Below are 6,374 nucleotides of genomic sequence, written 5' to 3'. Positions count from 1 at the left end.
TCCGGCGCACCGTCAATCTGGTCATACGCTTTGAAGTCACCGAAATACTTGGTGATTGCTGCGGTCAGCGTCGTCTTACCATGGTCAACGTGGCCAATCGTGCCGATGTTGACGTGCGGTTTTGTACGCTCAAACTTTTCCTTTGCCATTCCTCAGGCGCCCTTTTGCGATTTGGGGGACCCTTGGTCCCGTGGTTACATCTGCGCGCGCGAGATATTTGGTTCAAAGGGGAAAATCAAGCACATCCTGAGGGAAATGCGCCGATCACGCCGGATTTTGCGTGAGCTCGCTCGTTTCCAGCGGCTGGATCAAGTCCGGACGCCGGTCAAACCAACCATTGTCCTTGTGTTCTTCGGCCAGCCACTCTTCGACTCGGTCGGCGACTTTCAGGGCAAGGCCGCTCATCTGCTCTTCTTTCGAGCGAGTATTGCCTGACCCGGTCAGAGCGCTTTCTCCGGTGGTGTCTTCCAGAACCTGGAATTTCTTGCCTTTGGCCAGAAACTCTTTCTTTTTCACATCATAGACGTTGACCAGAACAATTGCCGTGCTTTTCGGGTTATAGATCACCGGAATGCCCGGAGGCGCCAGCATGTACCCTTCGAGGCTGATACCGATGTCATAGTCCTGCAAGCCCTCATAACGACCCAAACGGATATCAACCGCATTCTGGATCGCTGCGGTCCATTCTTCGGGTGTCGCATCCCGCGAGACCGGCCCTTGCACAGCCTTGCCGGCGAAGGCGTAATTAACGCGAAGTTTGAATTCGCCAAGGGATTCGGGTTCTTCATACACCTGTGTCTGTGTACAAGCGCCCATCAGGGCCAGCCCGGTGATCAGTGTCAGAATGCGCAGCATGTGTCTCTTCTCGATAGGCTTGTTTTCTTTTGATCTAGCGCACCGATACGGGTTGTGCCAAGCCGTATCAGCGGATTTCCCCGCAGATGGGCGCGTGATCACGAAAATTTATAGTCGCGCGGGAAGCCATAGGGTGCCTTTTTCCCAACGCTGGCGCGCTTGGCCAGCCATTGGGACAGATCAGTTTCGTGCCGGGTCTTGTCGCCACCCATGGACCATTTCAAACCCTCTTCCCAATTGAAGGTGGTGATGTCCGACAACCCGCCATCCAGTTCCAGCGTTCCCTGACGCCCGCGCGCCATGTTGTATTTCTGCAGGCGCACGCCTTTGCCACGGGTCATCTCGGGCAGCTCTTCGGTCGGGAAGACCAGGAACTTGCCGTTCTGAGACACCACAGCCACGTGATCCCCGTCGACCGGCTTACAGATCATCGCGGTTTCGCCACCCTTGACGTTCAACACCTGTTTGCCGTTGCGGGTTTGGGCCAGCACGTCATCCTCGGGCACCTTGAATCCGTTGCCGGCATCCGAGGCGACCAGCAACTTGCGCCCCGGCTTGTGGATCAGGATATCGATGATCTGAGCCTCGTTCGGCAGGTCGACCATCAGGCGCAGCGGCTCACCCATACCCCGCCCACCGGGCAGGTTGGCAGCGCTGAGGGTGTAGAATCGCCCGTTTGAGGCAAAGACCAACAGCCGGTCGGTGGTCTCAGCGTGGAAGATGAAACGCGGGCCGTCGCCGTCCTTGAACTTCAGCTCGCGCTTAAGGTCGATATGGCCTGTCATAGCGCGGATCCAACCCATTTGCGAACAGACCACCGTGATCGGTTCGCGGTCGATCATCGCCTCAAGCGGAACTTCCTCGACCTGCCCGGCCTCGGCAAATTGCGTGCGGCGCGCGCCACCTTCATAGTCTTTGCCAAAGGTCTTTTTGGTCTCTTTCAGCTGCTCGGCGATCTTGGCCCATTGCAGGGCGGGATCGGCCAGCAGGTCTTCGAGATTGGAGCGCTCCAGCATCAACGCGTCGCGCTCACGCACCAGTTCCATCTCTTCCAGACGACGCAGGCTGCGCAGACGCATGTTGAGGATGGCGTCAACCTGAACCTCGGACAGCTCGCCCTCGCCCGGCCTGGGTGAGACGTAATCGGCTTCGCTGGTCGCGCGGATGTGGTCGATGCCCCAATCTTCGCGCATCAACGCCGCCTTGGGGTCGTCATCATAGCGGATGATATCAATCACACGGTCGAGGTTCAGGAAGGCGACGATAAAGCCCTCCAACACCTCCAACCGATGATCGATCTTGGCCATCCGGTGGCGCGAGCGACGCAACAGCACCTCTTGCCGGTGATCGAGGAAGGCGCGCAGCACTTCCTTCATCGAGCAGACCTTGGGCGTCACCCCGTCGATCAGCACGTTCATGTTCAGGCTGAACCGCACCTCAAGGTCCGAGTTGCGATAGAGCATGCCCATCAGCACCTCGGGGTCCACGTTTTTGGAACGCGGTTCGAGAATCAGCCGGATGTCATCGGCGGATTCGTCGCGCACATCGCCGAGGATCGGTATTTTCTTGGTCTGGATCAGCTCCGCGATCTTTTCGATCAGCTTGGATTTCTGAACCTGATAGGGGATCTCGGTGACCACGACCTGCCACTGGCCGCGGCCGAGGTCTTCAACCTCATACTTACAGCGCAACCGGAAAGATCCGCGCCCGGTGCGATAGGCCTGCGCAATGTTCTCGGGCGGCTCGACAATAACACCACCGGTCGGAAAGTCCGGGCCGGGAACATAGTTCAGCAACGTGTCATCGCGCGCATCCGGCGTTTTGATCAGATGCAGACAGGCATCACACAGCTCGGCAATGTTATGCGGCGGAATATTCGTCGCCATGCCCACCGCAATGCCGCTGGAGCCATTGGCCAGCAGATTCGGAAACTGCGCCGGCAGCACGACCGGTTCGGTCAGCGTGCCATCATAGTTGTCGCGAAAATCAACGGCGTCTTCGTTCAGGCCCTCAAGCAGCGCCTCGGCCACGATGGTCATCCGTGCCTCGGTGTATCGCGAGGCCGCCGGATTGTCGCCGTCGATATTGCCGAAATTCCCCTGCCCGTCGACCAGCGGGTAACGGACGTTGAAATCCTGCGCCAGACGCGCCATCGCATCGTAGATCGCAGCATCGCCGTGCGGGTGATAGTTACCCATCACGTCGCCTGAGATCTTCGCGGATTTACGGAATCCCCCCGAGGCACTTAAGCGCAGCTCACGCATCGCATAGAGGATTCGCCTGTGAACCGGTTTCAGCCCGTCCCGTGCATCGGGCAGCGCCCTGTGCATGATAGTGGACAGCGCATAGGTCAGGTAGCGTTCGCCAATTGCGCGGCGCAGCGGCTCGGCTACCTCGCCCCCATTCTCGGGGGCCTCCATGTTGGGGTCGTCGATCGTATCGTTCATATATGATGTGATACGACGCAAGCGCGGCTTGGTAAAGCAAGCTGCGCATATTTTGCTGGGGACAAGTCGCGCTTTTTGCAACAGGGGGAGGCAAGCCCCGGATTTCCCCCGTTTTTCGACTCTCGCCCGCAAATATGGTATGCTTTCAGGAATTGATCTGCTGCCAATTCTAGTTTTCACGATTTCTTCGGGGGGAAGCGTTATGACGCGCCTGATACTTGTTACATTTGCTGCCCTTGGCTGGGCGTTCTACGTCATGAGCGGGGGCCCCGACTTTGAGCCGCGCGGCCTGCGCAGCGACAATCCCGAACGCATTGCGACCGCTTTGGAACCCGCGCCCAAGGCAACGCCCCCGGCGGCTGCGCCGGTCGAGGAACTGGTGACTCGCGCCGCCGTCCAACCCATCCCGGTGATCGAGTTCATTGCGGAACCCGAACCTGTTCTGGGCGAGGAAGAGACCAAGGCGCTGCTGTCTCAGGTCGCCGCTGGATTGCAGGCGAACCCGTCCCTGTTCGAAGATCAGGATGTCACGTTGACGCTGGCCTCGCTGGAAGGCGGCGTGGCGGCGTTGCAGCAGGTCACAACCGATGCGGAACCCGCCGTCGCCCCCATCCCAGAGCCGGAAAAGGACATTCGCGAAATCTCTGGAACCCGCGTCAACATGCGCGACGGCCCCGGCACGATCTACCCCATCATCGGCAAGGCCAGAATCGGACAACGGGTCGAAGTCCTGAGCGATTCCGGCACCGGCTGGCTGCGCACACGCGTGTTTCCCGGGCAACAGGTGGGGTGGATTTCAGCATCACTGGTACGCGAAAGCACGAACTGACGTCCGGGCGTCATTGCCCTGTTACCTCGCGCGCCCTAGGTGTTGGGAACGTTGAGGTTCGGGAACATCATGCAGAAATCAATTCTAATTACCGGCTGCTCATCCGGCATCGGCCTGGATGCGGCACACGGTATGCGCGCGCGCGGCTGGCGCGTTTTTGCCTCGTGTCGCCAACAGCGCGATTGCGAAAGATTGCGCGCGCAGGGATTTGAAAGCCCGCGAATCGACTATCAGGACACAGACAGCATCACCGCCGGACTGGCCGAAGTTCTTGAGGCCACCGGAGGCACTTTGGATGCCCTGTTCAACAATGGGGCGCACGGGTTGCCCGGCGCGGTCGAAGATGTGCCAACCGACGGTTTGCGGTTCATCTTCGAATCGAATGTCTTCGGCTGGCATGAACTGACGCGACAGGTCATTCCCGTCATGCGCGAACAGGGTCATGGCCGCATTGTCCAGAACTCCTCGGTTCTGGGGCTGGTCGCATTCCCCTGGCGAGGCGCTTATGTCGCCACCAAATACGCGATCGAAGGTTTGACCGACACGATGCGCCTGGAACTGCGCGGCAGCGGCGTCAAAGTCATCCTGATCGAACCCGGTCCGATCACGTCAAAAATCCGCGAAAAGGCGATTCCCGTGTTCGAGCGGTTCGTGGACTGGGAGAACTCGGTCCTGCGTGACAGGTATGAGGCGTCCTTGCTGAAACGGCTCTACGAAAGCTCGGGGCCTGATACGTTCGAACTGCCCGCCTCGGCCGTGACCAACAAGCTGGCTCATGCGGTCGAAGCGAAACGGCCCAGGGCACGCTACTACGTGACGACTCCGACTTATATCGCGGGCTACTTGCGGCGAATCCTGCCGACCAAAGCCATCGACCGCATCCTGTCAGACACCTGAGACGAAATTTCCCGTTCGCTTTTGACCTTGCAGGCGCTAGATCAGACGCACCCAAAGAAAAAGCGGACGGTGACTGACGATGGACCCTTTGATGGTCGTTTTGCTCTTGGCGATGGCGGCGGTTGTCGTCGTGCTGACCCTAGGAATCGCAAATTTCGGCAAAGGCGGCATGGAAGCCGCCAAGAAAAGCAACAAGATGATGCGCCTGCGCATCCTCTTTCAATTCATTGCCGTATTGCTGATTGTGCTTTACGTCTTCCTGCGCGGACAAGGAGTTTGAAGATGGTCGTTCTGAACAAGATTTATACGCGTACAGGCGATGATGGAAAAACTGCTTTGGGCAATGGCGAACGGGTTGCGAAATATTCGGGCCGCGTGGCCGCTTATGGCACGGTTGATGAGCTGAACGCCTTCGTGGGCGTCGCCCGGACCGAAGCCGAGGGCGAAACCGACGCCGCCCTCGCCCGCATTCAGAACGATCTGTTCGATCTGGGGGCTGATTTTTGCCGCCCCGACATGGAAAAAGACGCCGAGGCTGACTATCCGCCGCTACGCATCGCGCCTGCTCAGATAGACCGGCTTGAGGCTGAAATCGACGCGATGAATGCTGATCTGGAGCCACTGCGCAGCTTCATCCTGCCCGGCGGCTCGGCTTTGGCGGCGCATCTGCATGTCTGCCGCACCGTCTCGCGCCGGGCCGAACGTCTGGCCGTTGAGCTGACCAATATGGAACCTGTCAACGAGGTTGCGGTCAAATACCTGAACCGTCTGAGCGATTGGTTCTTCGTCGCCGCCCGCTGCGCCAACAACGGCGGCAAAGACGATGTTTTGTGGGTTCCGGGCGCGAACCGCTGACAAGCGGCACAGCGTCCAGTGGGCGCTGTGGCAACCGGAAGGACGAAGTCCCGGCCCGTAGGGCGGGCGCGAACCGCTGAAAGCGGCGGGCGTCCCGGCGACCGGAAGGGCGGAGCGCCGGCCCGAATGGTGGGCGCAAAGTGCCATCTTCTCGGTGTCCGGCTGACCAGAACAATCAATCTGCCATGTGCAGCCGGACGGGTTGGCCATTGGCCGACCAAACCAACCATCGACGGCCAACCGTCAAGAAATCTTTGCCCCCTATTCGTCAAAAAACACAAAACGCGACGTCTCAAGCCTATGACGTGACGATTTTACTCTGTTGTCGAAGGGATTGAGGCGCTATCTAGACCCGCGAGAGCATTGGTGGAGTCGCGATGCGGCTTACCGTTTTTGTAAGGAGCGAACGCAAAAATGAAGGTACTTGTGCCTGTCAAGCGCGTGATCGACTATAATGTGAAGGTCCGTGTGAAAGCGGACGGTAGCGGTGT

At 59.0% G+C, this 6,374-nt stretch carries 7 protein-coding genes and 1 pseudogene; 5 read left to right on the top strand and 3 right to left on the bottom strand.

Translation table 11 applies throughout. The features are described 5' to 3' along the window. The 3 genes from AC2FD8_RS19625 to AC2FD8_RS19615 form a co-directional block, all read right to left on the bottom strand. On the bottom strand, positions 1–149 hold a 149-nt coding region (locus AC2FD8_RS19625), incomplete at its 3' end, for a GTP-binding protein (RefSeq protein WP_480637420.1). Positions 150–264: 115 nt separating this feature from the next. Then, a complete protein-coding gene (locus tag AC2FD8_RS19620) occupies positions 265–855 on the bottom strand; it encodes a hypothetical protein (RefSeq protein WP_496858940.1) in 591 nt (196 codons plus the stop codon). Positions 856–953: 98 nt separating this feature from the next. Next, positions 954–3,302, bottom strand: coding sequence for a DNA topoisomerase IV subunit A (locus AC2FD8_RS19615; protein WP_496858942.1), 2,349 nt, complete (start codon positions 3,300–3,302; stop codon positions 954–956). A 202-nt stretch (positions 3,303–3,504) separates the two neighbouring features. On the opposite strand from AC2FD8_RS19615, the gene AC2FD8_RS19610 reads away from it, so the two are divergent. The 5 genes and pseudogenes from AC2FD8_RS19610 to AC2FD8_RS19590 form a co-directional block, all read left to right on the top strand. After that, positions 3,505–4,131, top strand: coding sequence for an SH3 domain-containing protein (locus tag AC2FD8_RS19610; protein ID WP_496858944.1), 627 nt, complete (start codon positions 3,505–3,507; stop codon positions 4,129–4,131). A gap of 69 nt (positions 4,132–4,200) precedes the next feature. Beyond that, positions 4,201–5,028 (top strand): SDR family NAD(P)-dependent oxidoreductase, encoded by an 828-nt coding sequence (locus AC2FD8_RS19605; protein ID WP_496858946.1) that lies wholly within the window; start codon positions 4,201–4,203, stop codon positions 5,026–5,028. 79 nt (positions 5,029–5,107) lie between these two features. Next, positions 5,108–5,308 (top strand): twin transmembrane helix small protein, encoded by a 201-nt coding sequence (locus AC2FD8_RS19600; RefSeq protein WP_496858948.1) that lies wholly within the window; start codon positions 5,108–5,110, stop codon positions 5,306–5,308. A 2-nt stretch (positions 5,309–5,310) separates the two neighbouring features. Beyond that, entirely contained in the window at positions 5,311–5,883 is a 573-nt protein-coding gene (locus AC2FD8_RS19595) for a cob(I)yrinic acid a,c-diamide adenosyltransferase (protein WP_496858950.1), read from the top strand. Between the two features lie 414 nt (positions 5,884–6,297). Continuing rightward, positions 6,298–6,374, top strand: a pseudogene (locus tag AC2FD8_RS19590) (electron transfer flavoprotein subunit beta/FixA family protein); the annotation flags it as partial.

The organism is Ruegeria sp. YTSC192, assembly GCF_059609705.1.
Note: the sequence above shows the minus strand (reverse complement) of the source record. Positions and strands in the feature narration are given on the sequence as shown.